This is a genomic window from Rathayibacter sp. VKM Ac-2803 (genome assembly GCF_009807175.1).
In the GTDB taxonomy this organism is placed as follows: Bacteria; Actinomycetota; Actinomycetes; order Actinomycetales; family Microbacteriaceae; genus Rathayibacter.
Map to the genome: position 1 here is coordinate 896595 of NZ_WUCD01000001.1, position 14209 is coordinate 910803.

Sequence of the window (14209 nt, forward strand, 5' to 3'; positions counted from 1 at the left end):
GTTTGACGGGAGCCCCGCCGTCGGGTTGTCTGGGAAAGTTCCCCCTATGCGGCAGGAGTTCTCTCCGAAAGCCGCTCGATGCTTGGAGTCCTCCGCCAGATGCGCAATCCCGACAACGGCCGACGCGGCCTCTCCCGATTCCTCTCCGTGGCGGCCGTCAGTGCCGTCGCCGGAGCGGCCATGCTGGGCGCCGCGCCCGCGACGGCCGCCGACGAGACCGTCATCGACGTCTACACGATGAACGACTTCCACGGCCACATCGAGTCGGACGCCGAGGGCGGCGAGGCCGGAGCGGCCTCGATCGCGACGGCGTACGCCACTCTCGCCGCGGCGAACCCGGGCGGATCGACGCTCGTGTCGGCCGGCGACAACGTGAGCGCGTCGCCCTTCGTCTCGGCGGTCGCGGACGACCAGCCGACGATCGATGTGCTCAACCAGATCGGCCTCAGCGCCAGCGCCGTGGGGAACCACGAATTCGACAAGGGCCGGGCCGACCTGGACGACCGCATCGTGCCGGCCTCCGACTGGGACTACATCTCGTCCAACCTCTTCGAGAAGGGGACCGACGAGCACGCGTACGCACCGTACGACCTGCAGACGTTCGATGACGTCACGGTCGGTTTCATCGGAGCGACGACAGAGGCCCTGCCGACGCTGGTCGACCCCGCCGGGATCGCCTCCCTCGACGTGCGACCGATCGTGGCCTCGGTGAACACCGTGGCCGACGAGCTGACTGACGGCGACGATGCCAACGGCGAAGCCGACGTCCTGATGCTCGTGATGCACGAGGGTGGTTCGGCGAGCGGCTTCGTCAACGCTGACGGCACCCCGTCCACCGACCCGATCGACGGCGCCCTCAGCGACTTCGCTTCCGACGACTCCGTGCTCGCGAAGATCGTGAACGGAGTCGGCGCCCGGGTGGACGCCTTCGTCACCGGACACACCCACGACCTCTACAACAAGAGCGTCGAGATCGACGGCAAGACGATCCCCGTCCTCGAGACCGGCGTCTACGGCTCGAACCTCGGCCACGTCTCGGTCACCTACGACAAGGAGACGTCGGAGGCGACCGTCACCGGCGACATGATCCCCCTGGTCGTCGACGGAGCACTCGTGTACCCCGAGGACCCGGCGGTCGCCGCGACCGTCGCCACCGCGGTGGCTGAAGCCGCTCCGCTGGGCGAAGCGTCCGCGGGAAGCATCACCGGTGACATCCTCCGAGGCAGCGACACGGTCTACGGTCCGATCAACGGCAACGAGAACCGTGCCGCGCAGTCTGCGGCAGGCAATCTCCTCGCCGACGCGATGCTGAGCGAGACCGCCGACATCGGCACCGAGATCGCCTTCATGAATCCCGGCGGAGTCCGGTCCGACCTGCTGTACGCCTCCAGCGGGCCGACGGATCCCGAGGGGAACATCTCGGTCGCCGAGCTCTACACGCTCCAGCCCTTCGGCAACACGCTGTTCACCGGTGAGATGACCGGCACTCAGATCGAGACGGTTCTCGAGGAGCAGTGGGCCTACTCAGGTCGCCCCGACATCACGGACCGCGCCACCGACCTCCGCCTCGGCGTCTCGGACGGCTTCTCCTACACCTACGACCCGACTGCGGCGTGGGGCGAGCGGATCAGCGAGATGTTCTACCAGGGCGAGCCCGTGGCCCCCGAGGACTCCTTCACGGTCGTGGGACCGAGCTTCTTCTTCTCGGGCGGTGACGGCTTCACCGGCTTCACGGAGGCGACCGCGGTCGCCGACTCGGGCCGCGGGGACGTCCAGGTGCTCGAGGACTTCTTCGCCGAGAACTCCCCGGTCTCGCCCGACACCGCCACCCGCGGGATCGGCGTCGTCGACACCTCGGTGGAGGGCGCCGACGAGTTCACCTTCGACCTCACCTCGCTCGACGTGAACAACGTCGACCCCGCGACGCTCGATCCTGAGGTCGTCGTGAGTGTCGACGGAGTCGAGGTCTCCCGCGCCCCGATCGATCACACCTTCGCGCCGGACAACGGTGAGCAGGGCAAGGCGTCGGTGACCGTCCCGGTCGCGGACGACCTGGCGGAGGGAGAGCACGAGTTCTCCTTCGGCCTCCCGGTCAACGGCGTCACCCTCAGCTACACCTTCACGGTGACCGCTGACGGAGGCACCACGCCGACGCCCACGCCCACCCCGATCGAGACCGTCATCCCGACCACCCCGTCGACGCCGGCTCCCGCCGTGCACGCGCCGACCACGCCGACGAAGCACCTCGCGGCGACCGGCATCGACGCGACTCCCGCCTTCGCAGCGGGCATCGCGGCGCTGCTCCTCGGCCTCGGCATGACGGCGGCACGTCTGCGCCGCCGCACCGTCACGAAGTAGTCCCGGGAGGCGGCACTGCCGCTCAGGAAACGCTCAAGGCCCCGTGGCACCCGCCGCGGGGCCTTCCGCGTGCCCGCGAACGCAGGAACGCCGCCTCCCACCTGGGAGACGGCGTTCGAACGCGATGAGGTGCTGTCGCTGAGCGAGGGGCTCAGTGCTGGGCGGGGACCTGACGGTAGCCGTCGCGGCTGGCGACGAGCACCGTCGACACCGTTCCCCACGCGGCGATGGCGCTGAGGACGACGAGGATTGCGATGCTCATGACTGTTCTGCCTTTCGTTGTGGCGGAGTCTGATCCATCCGCCCGGATGTTCTGTACAACGTCTACTGTGGCTCGCTTCGTTCCTAAGGACAATCGAACAGTTCTTGGCCCGACGTGTAGCGTTGCTTCATGGACGTGCGACGGCTGGAACTGCTCAGAGAGCTCTCGATGCGGCGCTCGATCACCGAGGTGGCGGAGGCGACGCACCGCACGCCCTCCGCGGTGTCGCAGCAGCTGAAGGTGCTCGAGCGCGAGGCCGGCGTGCCGTTGATCGAGCGCTCGGGCCGCGGCGTCGTGCTCACCGCCGCGGGCCGCGAGCTCGCCCGCAGCGCCACCGAGATCGCGATCGCGCTCGAGCGCGCCGACGCCGTCTGGCAGACCTTCAAGAACAACCCGATCGGCGAGGTGACCATCGCGACGTTCCCGACGGCCGGGCAGATGCTCCTCCCGAACGCGCTGGTGGCGCTGCAGAGCGTGGACGGGCTGGTCGTGCAGTGCGAGGACGCGGACCCGGGGACGGACGAGTTCGCCGATCTGACCGCCGACTTCGACATCGTGCTCGGGCACTCGCCGAACGGACGCAGCGCCTGGGCCGGCCGCGGGCTCGCGATGGCCGAGCTGATGGTCGAGCCGCTCGACATCGCGCTGCCGCTCGATCACCGCCTCGCCGACCGCGCGACGGTGACGGCGGCCGACCTCGTCGGCGAGACGTGGATCGGCGTGCCCGACGGGTTCCCCTTCGAACGGGTCATGCAGGAGATCGAGACCGCGTCCGGCGGGCCCGTGCGCGTCGAGCAGCGGTTCGCCTCGACCAGGGTCACGGAGGCGTTCGTGGCGGCGGGCCTGGGCATCGCGGTCGTCCCGCGCTACACGGCCGGCACCGAGGGCATCGTCGTGAAGCCGCTGCGCGGGGTCGCCTCGCAGCGGCACATCGTCGCGCTGATGCGCCCCGACCGGGCGGAGCGGCTCTCGGTCCGGACCGTCGTCCGGGAGCTGCGGGCGCAGGCCGGCCGGATCGTGCACACGATGTGACCCGCCTCCAGCGCACACCCGGTGCTAGCGCAAGTCGTCGCGACCACCCGGGCCCGCGGGAGAGAATGGAGTCATGACCGACCCGCTCGACTCCTCGCCGCGCCCCGCCGACGTCGAGATCACCCGCGAAGAGGTCGAGATGCGGCGCTCGCCGAGGGTGTGGCGGATCCTGGCGCTCGGTGCCGGCCTCGGTGCGATCGTCGCGTTCGTGCTGACGTTCGCGCTGCCCGAGACCGAGGGCTTCTCGCAGGGTCAGATCTTCGGCTTCAGCCTGCTGCTGTTCATCACGCTCTTCGGAGCCCTCGCGGGGCTCGTCGTCGTGGTCCTCGACCGGTTCGTCGGGCGCCGCGTGGTCCGCGTCACGGCGGAGCGCACGGTGGCACGCGAGACGCCGGCCGAGGACGAGGCCGGAGCGTCCGTCGACGACCCGGACGCCTCCGCCCGCTAGAGCAGGGTCAGCGGCCCTTGCGTGCCGTGCGGCGCGCCTGGGTCTGCGTGGCGCGCTTCGCCCTCTGCGACTTCTTCAGGCGGCGCGCGACGAACGTCAGAAGGAACGGCAGCAGGCGGTAGATCACGGGGACTCCTCGTCTCGATGCGCCCGGGAACAGGCGCGCCCTCGATCATCCGACGCCGGCGGTGCTTCGGGCACCCGCTTGCGCGCCGGCGAGGGGTGTGCGGGGCGGATGCGCGTACAGAACCGAGGAGCAGCGCTCCGAGGCCGCGCCGGAGCGCGGAGTCGCGCGTCTCAGCCTCGGTTCTGAACGCCGATCAGCTGAGCTGCGTGCGCTCGACCCAGTCCAGGTACTCCGGAGTCACGGTGCCGGTCACGTAGTCGCCGGTGAAGCAGCTCGTCTCGAGGTCGGTGACGTCGGATCCCTCGAGGATCGCGGCCTTCATGTCGGCGACCTCCTGGTAGATCAGGTAGTCGGCGCCGATCGCCTCCGAGATCTCGGGGATGCGCCGGTCGTGGGCGACGAGCTCCTTCCGCGACGGCATGTTGATGCCGTAGACGTGCGGGTAGCGCACGGGCGGGGCGGCGGAGGCGAAGGTGACGCTGTTCGCTCCGGCCGTGCGGGCCATCTCGACGATCTCCTTCGAGGTCGTGCCGCGCACGATCGAGTCGTCGACGATGAGCACGTTCTTGCCCTTGAACTCGCTCGACATCGCGTTGAGCTTCTGCCGCACCGACTTCTTGCGGACCGCCTGGCCGGGCATGATGAACGTCCGGCCGACGTAGCGGTTCTTGTAGAAGCCCTCGCGGTACGGGATGCCCAGCTTCTGCGCGACCTGCATCGCGGCGGGGCGCGAGGAGTCGGGGATCGGCATGACGACGTCGATCGCTCCGCCCGGCGTGTAGGCCGCGATGGTGTCGGCGAGGCGGTCGCCCAGGCGCAGGCGCGCCTCGTAGACCGAGATGCCCGACAGCACGGAGTCGGGGCGGGCGAGGTAGACGTACTCGAACGAGCACGGGATGAGGCGCGGGTCCTTCGCGCACTGGCGGCTGGTCATCCGGCCGTCGGGGGTGATGAAGATCGCCTCGCCGGGGGCGACGTCGCGCACGATCTCGAAGCCCTGGGCCTCGAGCACGAGCGACTCGGAGGCGACGACCCAGTCGTCCGGTCCGTTCGCCGTGGACCTGCGTCCGACGATCAGCGGGCGGATGCCGAACGGGTCGCGGAAGGCGAGCAGCCCGACGCCGGCGATGAGCGCGATGGTCGCGTAGGAGCCCTCGACGCGCTCGTGCACGCGGGCGACCGCGTCGAACACCTCGTCCGCGTCGAGGTCGCGGCCCGACATGGAGGCCTGGAGCTCGTTCGCGAGCACGTTGACGAGCAGCTCGGTGTCGGACGTGGTGTTGAGGTGGCGACGATCGATGCGGAAAAGCTCCTCGGTGAGCTCGCGCGTGTTCGTCAGGTTGCCGTTGTGGATGAGGATGATGCCGTACGGCGCGTTCACGTAGAACGGCTGCGCCTCCTCCTCGCGCTCCGCGTTGCCCTTGGTGGCGTAGCGGACGTGGCCGAGGCCCATCGTGCCGAGCAGCGAGCGCATGTCGCGGGTGCGGAACGCCTCCCTGACCTGCCCCGCCGCCTTCTTGATGTGCAGCGTGCTGCCGTCGGCCGTCGCGATGCCGGTCGAGTCCTGGCCGCGGTGCTGCAGGAGCGAGAGGCTGTCGTAGATGGACTGGTTGACGGGTCCCGAGGAGACGATTCCAACGATTCCGCACATGCCGGATGGGCTCCCAAGGGGATGGAGGGGGGATGACGGTCCATCCTGACATGGGTGCGACGCTGGCCCTAATGGTTCGCTGTCGGCGGATCGGCCGGGCCGCGGGGCGCCGGTGTGCGATGTGCGGGCGGATCGGCCAGCGCGCCACTCTTCTGCGATCAGGTGTCGCGCTCACGCAAGGATGTAGCGCTCGTCGCCGAACGAGACCTCGATGGCAAGAGAACCTCCGAGAGCCTCGACATAGCGACGGAGAGTCTCGACCTGGGACTTGTCGATGTCGCCCCGTTCGATCTGCGACACGCGATTCTGGGAGATGTGGAGCTCTGACGCGAGCTCGACCTGCGTCAGGTCGAGGCGCTCGCGGAGTTCTCGGAGACGCGCGGCGCGTACCCGCTGGCGTAGGTCGTCGACGAGTCCCTCGACCCGCTCGCGATCGACCGGTCGGCGCTGCAGCTGTTCTTCGAGGGTGCGCATCACGGCATGTCTCCTTCACTGTGTCGGTCGAACTCCGCTTCGGCGAGCGGGATGTTCGTGCGGTACCACTTCTTCCAATTGCCGGCCTTGTCTCCAGCGAGGAGGAGGATCGCCTGTCTCCGGTGGTCGAAGGCGAAGAGGATCCGGATCTCGCTGCGTCCGCTCGATCCCGGACGCAGCTCCTTCATGTTCTTCAGAGCGGAGCCCGTGATCGTGTCGACCAGAGGTCGGCCCAGCTGCGGACCCTCCTGCGCGAGCAGGAGGAGGGCGGCGATGACCTGCTCGTAGGTCGAGTCGTCCAGCCCGTCCAGCCACTCCGAGACCTGGTCGCTCTGCAGGACCCGCCAGGTCACGAGTGCATAGTATCAGTCAGGGGTTGTACAAGCCCAGGGTTGTCGCCCATCGCGGTGTCCAAGCCCCGCGACCAGGCGACTTCGCGATCGAGCTGGCCGGTCGCTCTGAAGAGGCGCACCTGATGCGCGTCGGGAAGTGCGGCGGCCAGCGCTTCGCGATCGGCCGCCTCGAAGCCGAGCTTCTGCCAGAAGGGGCCCGAGCGGCGGGAGAAGAGCCACGCTCGAGTCGCTCCGGAGGCCGCCGCCGCCTCCAGGGCGTGGGTCGCCAGGCGGGACCCGGTGCCGGCCTCCCGTCGACCACCGGCGACCGCCACGCTGCGGATCAGCGCGTGCGCTCCGTCGGCGCTGAGCTCGAACCCCGTGCTGCCGACGATCGCACCGTCCGCGCCCCGGTCCGTCCAGAGGCGGACCGCGGGGTCGTCCAGTCCGGCGAGAGTGAGATCGGCCTCGGTGAGGAAGGCGCGGAGGGAGTGGATGTCGGCGGGGGTGACAGCGACAAGAGGCACGGCGACCAGTCTGTCGTCGAGCGCGGTCGCGGCAGGAGCCCGGCGGGAACCGTCGCCTCCACAGCGCGGCCCTTGGATAGGGTCGTCGCGTGAGTGATGAGACGAGCAGCTACGCCCGCGCCGGAGTCGACACGGCGGCGGGAGATCTCGCGGTCGAGTTGATGAAGGCGGCGGTGTCGGCGACCCACGACCGCAACGTGCTCGGCGGAGTCGGCGGGTTCGCGGGGCTGTACGACGTGTCGTTCCTCAAGGACTTCCGAGCGCCGCTGCTCGCCACGTCGACCGACGGAGTGGGGACGAAGGTCGCCATCGCGCAGGCGATCGACAAGCACGACACGATCGGCCAGGACCTCGTCGGCATGGTCGTCGACGACATCGTCGTGGTCGGCGCGCGCCCGCTCTTCATGACCGACTACATCGCCTGCGGCAAGGTGGTGCCCACGCGCATCGCCGACATCGTCGCCGGGATCGCACGCGCCTGCTCCGCCACGGGCACGGCCCTCGTCGGCGGCGAGACCGCCGAGCACCCGGGGCTGCTCGGACCCGACGACTACGACGTGGCCGGTGCCGCGGTCGGCGCGGTCGAGGCCGACGCGGTGCGCGGCGCCGACCGGGTGCGCGACGGCGACCTCGTGATCGCGATGGCCTCCTCCGGACTGCACTCGAACGGCTTCTCGCTCGTGCGCCGCATCCTCGCCGATCGCGGCGTCGGCTTCACCGATCGCTCCGCGGAGCTGGGCGGGGTCGTCGGCGAGGTGCTCCTCGAGCCGACCCGCCTCTACACGGCGCCGCTGCTGACCGTGCTCGACGACGAGACGCTCGGGGCGAGCATCCACTCGATCAGCCACGTCACCGGAGGCGGCATCGCGGCGAACCTCGCGCGGGTGCTGCCCCGGGGATCGTGGGTCGAGGTCGACCGCGCGTCGTGGAGCCCGGCCGACGTGTTCCGCGCGCTCGCGGCGATGTCGGGGGCGTCGCTCGAGAGCACCGAGGGCACGTGGAACCTCGGCATCGGCATGTTCGCGGTCGTCGACGCCGACTCGGCGCCCGCGGTGATCGCGAGCTTCGAGCGCGCGGGCGTCCCCTCCTGGGTCTCGGGGCGCGTGACGGTCGGCGAGCGCGGGCTCGACGGCTTCGAGCAGGGCGCGAAGGGCGTCGACGGCGGCGCGGTGCGCCTGGTCGGGTCCTACGCGGGCTGAGTGTCGAGCTCCGGCTCGTGGAATCGCGTTCGGCTCGCGGGAATCGCGTGTTCCTGCGAGCCGAACCCGTTCCTGCGGGCCGGAGGTCAGGCCGAGCGGCTCCGGGTCGCGTGCTCGCGCTCCCACGAGTGCTCGTGGCGGGTCAGCAGTCGCGCCCCGAGCAGGCACAGCACGAACGCGGTCGCGGTGGCGAGCAGGGCGGCCAGCCACGTCGAGGCGTCGCGACTGACCAGCAGGTTCGCGGAGGCGGTCAGCACGCCGGCCGCGGATCCCAGGCTGGTGCCGAGGACGAAGGCGCGGTCGCTGCGGCTGACGGCGCGGGCCGAGACCATTCCGGCGACGGCGCCGGCGCCTCCTGCCACGCCGATCCCGGCTCCGGAGGCGATGCCCATCAGCATCCCGAAGCTCACCAGGGCGGACGGATCGAGCTCGCCCGCGCGCAGTGCGCCGGGGAGGTAGAGGACGAGGGCCACTGCGGCGCCCACGGCACCGCCGACCAGGATCGCGCCGACCAGCAGGGCGGCAGTGACATAGCTGATCCGTGCCACAGGGCGCACGGATCCTTCGGGTTCGAACATCGCGGCTCCATCGACGCGAGCCTGCAGGTCGTTCCGCAGGCCGTCCTCGGACCCTACGCCGGGCCGGACCTCGCGGCACCCCCTTGCGCCGCGGCGGGCGTCAGGCGCGCAGCGTCTGGCGGGGGAGCTCGCCGAAGCGGCGCGCGTAGTGCTGGGCGAAGCGGCCGCCGCTGACGAAGCCCCAGCGCGCGGCGACGTCACTCACGACGAGTGTGCCGGGGCTGCCGGCGAGCAGCTCCTCGCGCGCGCGATCGAGGCGGACGCCCCGCAGGTAGTGCCGCGGCGTCTGCGCGAAGGCGCGCTGGAACGCGAGCTGCACCCCGCGGACGGTGAGCTCCGCGGCGTCGGCGATGTCGGCGACACCGAGCGGGAGATCGGCGTTGGCGTGCACGAACTCGACGGCGCGGCGCAGCCGGCGTGCGCTCACCGACGGTGGTGTCGGAGGAAGAGCGGCGACCCGGTGCGCGAAGGTGCTCAGCATCGCGTCGGCGGTGATCCGGTGCGCGGCGTCGCGCTGCAGCGCGGTCAGCGCGGTCGCGGAGGCGAGCGTGTCGCGGAGGACGCGCACGGCCGCCCACCACGTCGCGGTATCACCGGGAGTGGGCGCGAATCGGAGGGGACCGGGCGCCGTCCCGTGCCGCTCGGCGGCCGCGCGCTCGAGGTAGGCCGCGTCGATGTGCACGAGGGCGTCGCGGTACTCGTGCGCGTCGAAGCCGAAGGGACGGCCCGTGGGGAAGACGGCGGGCTGCCCGATCGCCGGGCGGATCTCGTCGCGGCCCAGGTCGAGCGAGGCCCGGCCCTGGGTCAGCCAGAGCACGACGTAGACGCCTCCGGGATCGACCGCGCCGCGCACGGACCCGAGGAACGAGGCGGAGTGCAGGCTGACCGGACCGGGTGCCGTCGACGCGTAGCGGTACGAGAACGGCGCGGCGGAGCGCTCGGCACGGAACCCGGAGCCGTTGTAGCCGCGCGCATAGAAGTCTCGGGCCTCGTCGAGGTCGTTCCCACGGACGTCGGAGTGCCACACCGGCTGCCGCGACAGCGGAGGAGAGGACATCCGGTCAGTGTCGCAGGCACCCCTGACACCGCGCCGAGCAGTGCTCAGAGCGTCAGGGGACGAGCCCGCGGTGCATCCAGAACAGGCCGAGCGCCGCGACGGCGGCGGTCTCGACGATCGCGCCCGAGCGGACCATCTCGGCGACCTCGCGGTCGGAGAACCAGCGCTGCACCATGTCCGACTCGGTCGCCTCGCGCTCGTGCTCGCCGTGCTCGAGCTCCTCCGCGAGGAAGATCTCGACGGCCTGCGCGACGAATCCGTAGGCCTCGCTGAGACGCCCCAGGTGGTGCAGGCGGCCGGCGCGCAGCCCCGTCTCCTCACGCAGCTCGGCGTGGGCGAGCGCGACGGCGTCGCCGCCGGCCGACCCGTGCGGCCAGCCGCCCGCCGGGAACTCCCACGCGCGCCGGCGGATCGGGTAGCGGTACTGCTCGACGAGCCAGAAGCCGTCGCGCTCGCGCGGCATCACGAGCGCGTAGTCGGCGCGCTCGACGACCGAGTAGACCCCCGTGCTGCCCCCGGGCCAGAGGACCTCGTCCTCGCGGACGCGGATCCACGGGGTCTCGTAGGCGATGCGGGTCGACAGCTGCTCGACGATCGCCGGAGCGACGCCCCCCGAACGCACAGCGGGGCCGCTCGAACCGAGCGACCCCGATGGCGACGACGTGTCAGGCACGCTTCTGGTGCTGCTCCTCGACGAAGCCGGTGTCGTCGTCCTCGTCGTCCGAGGGGTCGATCCACTTCGAGTAGTCCGGCTCGTCCGGGTGGCTGAGCTCGCGCTCGAGCGCTGTGTAATCGACCGTTGGGCTGAACGACTTCAGCTCCCGAGCGATCTTGGTGTTCTTTGCCTTCTGACGGCCGCGCCCCATGGGTGACCCCCTCACGATGACAGGCCAGACGGGCGGTGAGCCAGCTGGGGATAAATAGCAGACAGAGAAGAATGAAATCTACCCGGTAGTTTAGCAGACGGGGCATCCGCCACTCCGGCCCTCGCGCGTCGGTCCGCCACGGCCCCTCGACCCGTTGGGAGCAGCATGACCCGTGCGCTCGCTCCGCGGCCTGTCGCCCCGACGCCGGTCGTCGTGATCGGTGCGGGCCAGGCGGGCCTCTCGGTGGCCTACTACCTGCAGCGTCTGGGCCTCGCGGCGGGCAGCGACTTCGTCGTCCTCGACCGCGGGCCGCGCGCGGGCGGGGCGTGGCAGTTCCGCTGGGAGGCGCTGCGGCTCGGCTCCGCGCACCGCGTGCACGACCTGCCCGGGATGGACCGGATCGGCCTCTCGTTCGCCACGGCCGACCGCCGGCGGCCCGCCAGAGACGTCGTCTCGGAGTACTACCGGCGCTACGAGGACGAGTTCGGGCTCGCCGTCCGCCGCCCGGAGGCGGTGCGCGGCGTCAGCAGTGCGACGCCGGGCGACCGCTCGGCAGAACTCGTCGTCGAGACCGATCGCGCGGCCGAGCGGGCGCGGATCCTCGTGAACGCGACGGGCACGTGGGGCTCGCCCTTCGTGCCGTACTACCCCGGCCGGGAGCGCTTCCGAGGCACGCAGGTCGACACCACCGAGTACGTCAGGGCGTCCGACTTCGCGGGCCTGCAGGTGGTCGTCGTGGGCGGCGGCACCTCGGCGATCGGGTTCCTGCTCGAGCTGGAGCGGGTCGCCCGCACGGTGACGTGGGCCACGCGGCGCCCGGTCAGGTACCACGACGGCGAGCAGCTCGCGCTGAACTCGGCGGTGGAGGCGGTGGCCGAGCAGGATCGCGCGGCCCGCGCCGGTCGCGCCCTGCCGAGCATCGTCGGCGGGACGGGCGTGCAGCGCACCCGCCGGGTCGTCGCCGGCATCGAGCGGGGTGTCCTCCGCGAGCGCGAGATGTTCCGAGCGATCGAGGAGGACGGCGTGCGCTGGCCCGACGGATCGTTCAGCCGTGCCGACGCGATCATCTGGGCGACGGGGTTCCGCCCGGAGCTGCGCCACCTCGCTCCGCTGGGTCTGCGCGAGCGCGAGGGCGGAGTCGCGGTGGCCGACGGCGCCTCCCTCACCGACCCCCGCGTGTTCTTCGCGGGCTACGGGCCGACGGCGTCGACGATCGGCGCCAACCGCTCCGGGCGGAGGATCGCGCGCGCGGTCGTCGCGCGGCTGTCCTGAGCCCTCAGCCGAGGTCGCGCGTGTCGATCGGCACGTCCGCGCCGCGGTAGCGGATCCCCGTCACCCTGATCGGCCCGGCGAGCGGGATCGGCGCGACGGCGAGCGTCTCGCCCCCCGGCGCCAGCCCCAGCGCCGCCGTGAGCACGGCGACGGCGGCGGCGGCCGACCAGGCCTGCGGGCGGCACGACGACGGGTAGGGCACCGGCGCGGGGGCCTCCGCGGCCGGATCGCCCGAGTGCAGCTCGGGCATCCGGTAGCCGAACCCCTCGGCGGCGGCGAGGAGCCCGCGCGACAGGGCCGTCGCCTCCGCGCCGAAGCCCTCGCGGGCGAGCCCCGTGACGGCGATGGCGGTGTCGTGGGCCCACACCGAGCCTCCGTGGTACGAGAGCGGCCAGTAGCCGGCCGAGTCGGTCGACAGCGTGCGCAGGCCGTAGCCGGAGTCGAGCTCGGGCGAGATCAGCAGCTCGGCGACCCGCGCCGCGTGCTCGGGCGAGAGGATGCCGGTGCCGAGCAGGTGCCCGATGTTGCTGGTCACGGTGTCGACCGGGCGCTTCTGCGCGTCGAGGGCGATCGCGGGGAAGCCGCCGTCAGGGGTGTCGATCCAGAAGGAGTCGGCGAAGCGCTCCTTCAGGGCGGCGGCGTAGGCGCGCCACGGGGCGCCGTCGCGGCCGAAGCGCTCGAGCAGCGCCGCGCCTCCGATCGCCGCCTCGTAGGCGTAGGCCTGCACCTCGCAGAGCGCGATGGGCCCCTCGGCCAGGGTGCCGTCGCGCCACTGGATCGAGTCGCCGGAGTCCTTCCAGCCCTGATTGGCGAGGCCGTGGCCGGTGCTGTCGACGTACTCGAGCAGGCCGTCGCCGTCGGAGTCGCCGTCGTCGCGCAGCCAGCGCAGCGCCGCCTCGAGCGCGGGCAGCAGGGCCTCGACCTCGTCGTCGGGCAGGCCCCACCGCCAGGCGTCGTGCAGGAGGCACACCCAGAGCGCGGTCGCGTCGACGGTGCCGAAGTAGAGCGGCGGGAGCGACACTCCCTCGCCCGGGATCTCGAGGGTCGTCGAGCGCAGCTCGTGCATGATCTTGCCGGGCTGCTCCGCCGTCTCGGGGTCGTCGCGCGTGCCCTGCAGCCCGGCGAGGACGCGGAGGGTGGAGGCGGCGAGCCCGGTGCCGAGCGGGAGGAGCATCCGCGCCGCCCAGATCGAGTCGCGGCCGAACAGGGTGAAGAACCAGGGCGCGCCGGCGGCGAGGAAGGCCTCGCCCGGCCTGTCGACGGTGACCATCCGCAGGGCGTCGAGGTCGTCGAGCGCGGCGCGGCACCAGGAGGCGAGGCGCGAGTCGCCCGAGTCGACCGTCGTGCCGGCCCACTCGGCCGGGCCGGGGGCGGCGGCCACGACGGCGGCGGAGTCGTCCATCTCGACGCTCCAGGCGACCTCGACCGCCCCGCGCGCGGGCACCACGACGTCCCAGCCGAGCGCCGCCTCCGTGCCGCCGTCGATCGAGGCGCCCTCGGCCCGGACGATCGCCCGGGTCGAGCCGTGGCGCCACTCGAGGGAGGCGTTGCCGCGCGCGGTCTCGATCGTCACGTCGTCGCGGAGGCCGGCCTTCACGACGTGGACGAGCGAGAAGTCGGCCTCGAGGGCGAGCTCGAGGCGCGTGGCGACGGCCTCGGGCAGGGCCGACTCGAGGCGGACGGTCTCGCGCAGCGACCCCGCGGCGACCGTCCGGGAGCGGACCACGCGGATCCGCGGGTCGGCCGAGGCGTCGTCGAGCAGGCGCGCCAGGCCGGTGAAGCGGGCGGAGGAGGCGTCGGCGCGTCCCGCGGAGATCGGCTCGGGCATCCGACCGCCGACGAGGAGGCGCGCTCCCGCGAGCACCCGGACGTCGCCGTGGTAGAGCCCGTGCACGGGCAGGCCGCCGAGGTCGCCCGCGTCGTCGGACCAGAGCTGCGACGGGGCGCGGAGCAGGACGACGGCGTCGTGGAGGAGCGGCTGGAGCGGACGGTCGTCGTGCTCGGTCGTCACGGTCGACTCCTCACT

General features: G+C 71.9%; 14 protein-coding genes. 5 read left to right on the forward strand and 9 right to left on the reverse strand.

The features are described 5' to 3' along the window. Nucleotides 1-99: 99 nt before the first annotated feature. The 3 genes from GRS96_RS04170 to GRS96_RS04180 all read left to right on the forward strand — a co-directional run bounded on the left by GRS96_RS04170 (nucleotide 100) and on the right by GRS96_RS04180 (nucleotide 4100). Nucleotides 100-2358: a bifunctional metallophosphatase/5'-nucleotidase gene (locus GRS96_RS04170; RefSeq protein WP_236553559.1), complete on the forward strand. Its 2259-nt coding sequence runs from the start codon at nucleotides 100-102 to the stop codon at nucleotides 2356-2358. A 391-nt stretch (nucleotides 2359-2749) separates the two neighbouring features. Then, a complete protein-coding gene (locus tag GRS96_RS04175) occupies nucleotides 2750-3652 on the forward strand; it encodes a LysR family transcriptional regulator (RefSeq protein ID WP_159857929.1) in 903 nt (300 codons plus the stop codon). 73 nt (nucleotides 3653-3725) lie between these two features. Beyond that, nucleotides 3726-4100, forward strand: a complete 375-nt coding sequence (locus GRS96_RS04180; protein ID WP_159857927.1) for a hypothetical protein — start codon at nucleotides 3726-3728, stop codon at nucleotides 4098-4100. Nucleotides 4101-4420: 320 nt separating this feature from the next. Here the strand turns inward: GRS96_RS04180 and purF are convergent, their stop codons facing one another. The 4 genes from purF to GRS96_RS04200 all read right to left on the reverse strand — a co-directional run bounded on the left by purF (nucleotide 4421) and on the right by GRS96_RS04200 (nucleotide 7211). Beyond that, nucleotides 4421-5878: an amidophosphoribosyltransferase gene (gene purF, locus GRS96_RS04185; RefSeq protein WP_159857925.1), complete on the reverse strand. Its 1458-nt coding sequence runs from the start codon at nucleotides 5876-5878 to the stop codon at nucleotides 4421-4423. Between the two features lie 171 nt (nucleotides 5879-6049). Then, nucleotides 6050-6352, reverse strand: coding sequence for a helix-turn-helix domain-containing protein (locus tag GRS96_RS04190; protein ID WP_159857955.1), 303 nt, complete (start codon nucleotides 6350-6352; stop codon nucleotides 6050-6052). Further along, nucleotides 6352-6705, reverse strand: a complete 354-nt coding sequence (locus GRS96_RS04195) for a type II toxin-antitoxin system RelE/ParE family toxin (protein WP_235022053.1) — start codon at nucleotides 6703-6705, stop codon at nucleotides 6352-6354. The genes GRS96_RS04190 and GRS96_RS04195 overlap by 1 nt, the downstream gene beginning before the upstream one ends. Further along, nucleotides 6702-7211 (reverse strand): GNAT family N-acetyltransferase, encoded by a 510-nt coding sequence (locus tag GRS96_RS04200; protein ID WP_327437450.1) that lies wholly within the window; start codon nucleotides 7209-7211, stop codon nucleotides 6702-6704. Before GRS96_RS04200 ends, GRS96_RS04195 begins: the two co-directional genes overlap by 4 nt. A gap of 89 nt (nucleotides 7212-7300) precedes the next feature. Between GRS96_RS04200 and purM the strand changes: the two genes are divergently transcribed. Next, nucleotides 7301-8410: a phosphoribosylformylglycinamidine cyclo-ligase gene (gene purM, locus GRS96_RS04205; RefSeq protein ID WP_159987794.1), complete on the forward strand. Its 1110-nt coding sequence runs from the start codon at nucleotides 7301-7303 to the stop codon at nucleotides 8408-8410. Nucleotides 8411-8496: 86 nt separating this feature from the next. Here purM and GRS96_RS04210 read toward each other — a convergent pair whose 3' ends face one another. The 4 genes from GRS96_RS04210 to GRS96_RS04225 all read right to left on the reverse strand — a co-directional run bounded on the left by GRS96_RS04210 (nucleotide 8497) and on the right by GRS96_RS04225 (nucleotide 10911). Beyond that, nucleotides 8497-8958 (reverse strand): hypothetical protein, encoded by a 462-nt coding sequence (locus GRS96_RS04210; RefSeq protein WP_159987795.1) that lies wholly within the window; start codon nucleotides 8956-8958, stop codon nucleotides 8497-8499. A gap of 130 nt (nucleotides 8959-9088) precedes the next feature. Further along, the gene (locus GRS96_RS04215) at nucleotides 9089-10045 is read right to left on the reverse strand and encodes a helix-turn-helix domain-containing protein (RefSeq protein ID WP_159987796.1); all 957 of its coding nucleotides are present in this window, start codon (nucleotides 10043-10045) and stop codon (nucleotides 9089-9091) included. 52 nt (nucleotides 10046-10097) lie between these two features. Then, nucleotides 10098-10667, reverse strand: coding sequence for an NUDIX domain-containing protein (locus GRS96_RS04220; RefSeq protein ID WP_204162029.1), 570 nt, complete (start codon nucleotides 10665-10667; stop codon nucleotides 10098-10100). 43 nt (nucleotides 10668-10710) lie between these two features. Beyond that, nucleotides 10711-10911: a DUF3073 domain-containing protein gene (locus GRS96_RS04225; protein ID WP_159857915.1), complete on the reverse strand. Its 201-nt coding sequence runs from the start codon at nucleotides 10909-10911 to the stop codon at nucleotides 10711-10713. Nucleotides 10912-11076: 165 nt separating this feature from the next. Between GRS96_RS04225 and GRS96_RS04230 the strand changes: the two genes are divergently transcribed. Then, on the forward strand, nucleotides 11077-12183 hold the full coding sequence (locus GRS96_RS04230; protein ID WP_159857913.1) for an NAD(P)-binding domain-containing protein: 1107 nt from the start codon (nucleotides 11077-11079) through the stop codon (nucleotides 12181-12183). A 4-nt stretch (nucleotides 12184-12187) separates the two neighbouring features. On the opposite strand, the gene GRS96_RS04235 is transcribed toward GRS96_RS04230, so the two are convergent. Further along, entirely contained in the window at nucleotides 12188-14194 is a 2007-nt protein-coding gene (locus GRS96_RS04235) for a glycogen debranching N-terminal domain-containing protein (protein WP_236553560.1), read from the reverse strand. Between the last annotated feature and the right edge of the window lie 15 nt (nucleotides 14195-14209).

Coding starts and splice junctions, on each gene's coding strand:
- GRS96_RS04230 (WP_159857913.1), top strand. CDS start 11,077: ATGACCCGTGCGCTCGCTCCGCGGCCTGTCGCCCCGACGCCGGTCGTC.
- GRS96_RS04170 (WP_236553559.1), top strand. CDS start 100: ATGCGCAATCCCGACAACGGCCGACGCGGCCTCTCCCGATTCCTCTCC.
- GRS96_RS04180 (WP_159857927.1), top strand. CDS start 3,726: ATGACCGACCCGCTCGACTCCTCGCCGCGCCCCGCCGACGTCGAGATC.
- GRS96_RS04215 (WP_159987796.1), bottom strand. CDS start 10,045: ATGTCCTCTCCTCCGCTGTCGCGGCAGCCGGTGTGGCACTCCGACGTC.
- GRS96_RS04190 (WP_159857955.1), bottom strand. CDS start 6,352: ATGCGCACCCTCGAAGAACAGCTGCAGCGCCGACCGGTCGATCGCGAG.
- purF (WP_159857925.1), bottom strand. CDS start 5,878: ATGTGCGGAATCGTTGGAATCGTCTCCTCGGGACCCGTCAACCAGTCC.
- GRS96_RS04225 (WP_159857915.1), bottom strand. CDS start 10,911: ATGGGGCGCGGCCGTCAGAAGGCAAAGAACACCAAGATCGCTCGGGAG.
- GRS96_RS04175 (WP_159857929.1), top strand. CDS start 2,750: ATGGACGTGCGACGGCTGGAACTGCTCAGAGAGCTCTCGATGCGGCGC.